This window comes from Rhizobium sp. AG855, from assembly GCF_003610655.1.
GTDB lineage: Bacteria > Pseudomonadota > Alphaproteobacteria > Rhizobiales > Rhizobiaceae > Allorhizobium > Allorhizobium wuzhouense.
The window spans coordinates 1-2,500 of sequence record NZ_RAQG01000011.1; the positions used below are offsets into that span (position 1 = coordinate 1).

The following is a 2,500-nucleotide window of genomic DNA, read 5'->3' on the forward strand; positions in this document are numbered from 1 at the left end:
TGGTTGCGGGGGCAGGATTTGAACCTGCGGCCTTCAGGTTATGAGCCTGACGAGCTACCGGGCTGCTCCACCCCGCGTTACCAGGTATTTGCATTAGCAAATACCGACAGAGCAAACTCTTGAGTTTGCGTCTCAATCCGGTTTTTGCCGCAGGCAAAACACCGTAGGAGTTATCTGCCTTCCAAACAGCAAAAGGGCCGCTTGATTAGCGGCCCTAAGATTTCGGCAGGGCCGACTGAGTGATGAGAAGATTGTGGCTTTGCTTTCGCAAAACCCGACAACATTGCCTTTAGCAGACCTGGCAGCGACCTACTCTCCCGCGTCTTGAGACGAAGTACCATTGGCGCTGGGGCGTTTCACGGCCGTGTTCGGAATGGGAACGGGTGCAGCCACCCCGCCATGACCACCAGGTCGGCTAAGGGCAATGTTGTTGAGAAGCTGGTACAGGGATTTCCTGTTTGTTTTGAACACGTATTGGCATCATCGCCCGGTTTGTTCGGGCCGATGAGCATGGTCAATGAGAACGATCAAGCCAATCGGGCTATTAGTAACGGTAAGCTTCACTCATTACTGAGCTTCCACACCCGTCCTATCAACGTGGTCGTCTTCCACGGCCCTGATAGGGAATACTCGTTTTCAGGTGGGTTTCCCGCTTAGATGCCTTCAGCGGTTATCCCTTCCATATATAGCTACCCTGCTATGCCGTTGGCACGACAACAGGTCCACCAGAGATATGTCCATCCCGGTCCTCTCGTACTAGGGACAGATCCTGTCAATATTCCTACACCCACGGCAGATAGGGACCGAACTGTCTCACGACGTTCTGAACCCAGCTCACGTACCGCTTTAATTGGCGAACAGCCAAACCCTTGGGACCTGCTCCAGCCCCAGGATGCGATGAGCCGACATCGAGGTGCCAAACAACCCCGTCGATATGGACTCTTGGGGGTCATCAGCCTGTTATCCCCGGCGTACCTTTTATCCGTTGAGCGATGGCCCTTCCACACGGGACCACCGGATCACTATGACCGACTTTCGTCTCTGCTCGACTTGTCAGTCTCGCAGTCAGGCGGGCTTATGCCATTGCACTCGACGACCGATTTCCGACCGGTCTGAGCCCACCATCGCGCGCCTCCGTTACTCTTTCGGAGGCGACCGCCCCAGTCAAACTACCCACCATACACTGTCCCGGATCCGGATGACGGACCGCGGTTAGACATCCATGACGATAAGGGTGGTATTTCAAGGATGGCTCCACAGAAACTGGCGTCCCTGCTTCAAAGCCTACCACCTATCCTACACATGCCGACACGAATGCCAGTGTAAAGCTATAGTAAAGGTGCACGGGGTCTTTCCGTCTGACCGCAGGAACCCCGCATCTTCACGGGGAATTCAATTTCACTGAGTCTATGTTGGAGACAGCGGGGAAGTCGTTACGCCATTCGTGCAGGTCGGAACTTACCCGACAAGGAATTTCGCTACCTTAGGACCGTTATAGTTACGGCCGCCGTTTACTGGGGCTTCGATTCAAAGCTTGCACCTCTCCTCTTAACCTTCCAGCACCGGGCAGGCGTCAGACCCTATACGTCGTCTTGCGACTTCGCAGAGCCCTGTGTTTTTGATAAACAGTCGCTACCCCCTGGTCTGTGCCACCCCATCATACTTGCGTATAAAGGGGTCACGCTTCTTCCGAAGTTACGCGTGCAATTTGCCGAGTTCCTTCAACATAGTTCTCTCAAGCGCCTTGGTATACTCTACCTGACCACCTGTGTCGGTTTCGGGTACGGTCTATAGGGTGGAGCTATTTCCTGGAACCACTCCACCGCACAATCAATCCAATAAGACTGTACGATTTGTGTGATCCGTCACTACCACCAGGCCCACGAATATTAACGTGGTTCCCATCGACTACGCATTTCTGCCTCGCCTTAGGGGCCGGCTAACCCTGCTCAGATTAACTTTAAGCAGGAACCCTTGGTCTTTCGGCGAGGGGGTCTCTCACCCCCTTTATCGTTACTCATGTCAACATTCGCACTTCCGATACCTCCAGGGCCCCTCACAGGTACCCCTTCACAGGCTTACGGAACGCTCCGCTACCACGTATCTTGCGATACATCCTCAGCTTCGGTGCATGGCTTTAGCCCCGTTACATTTTCGGCGCAAAGACCCTTATTTAGACCAGTGAGCTGTTACGCTTTCTTTAAATGATGGCTGCTTCTAAGCCAACATCCTGGTTGTTTTGGGATCCTCACATCCTTTCCCACTTAGCCATGACTTGGGGACCTTAGCTGGAGGTCAGGGTTGTTGCCCTCTTCACGACGGACGTTAGCACCCGCCGTGTGTCTGCCGATTAGTACTCTCAGGTATTCGGAGTTTGGTTAGGATCAGTAAGACGGTGAGTCCCCATAGCCCATCCAGTGCTCTACCCCCTGAGGTATTCGATCGACGCACTACCTAAATAGTTTTCGCGGAGAACCAGCTATTTCCGAGTTTGATTGGC

The 2,500-nt window shown here is 53.6% G+C and carries 1 tRNA gene and 2 rRNA genes (1 of these 3 cut by a window edge); all 3 read right to left on the reverse strand.

Annotation, left to right across the window (positions count from 1 at the left end):
* Window positions 1-77, reverse strand: a tRNA-Met gene (locus DFO46_RS23685).
* A 219-nt stretch (window positions 78-296) separates the two neighbouring features.
* A 5S ribosomal RNA gene (rrf, locus tag DFO46_RS23690) occupies window positions 297-411 on the reverse strand.
* Between the two features lie 112 nt (window positions 412-523).
* Window positions 524-2,500: ribosomal RNA gene (locus DFO46_RS23695) — 23S ribosomal RNA — on the reverse strand; it runs 821 nt beyond the window's last position.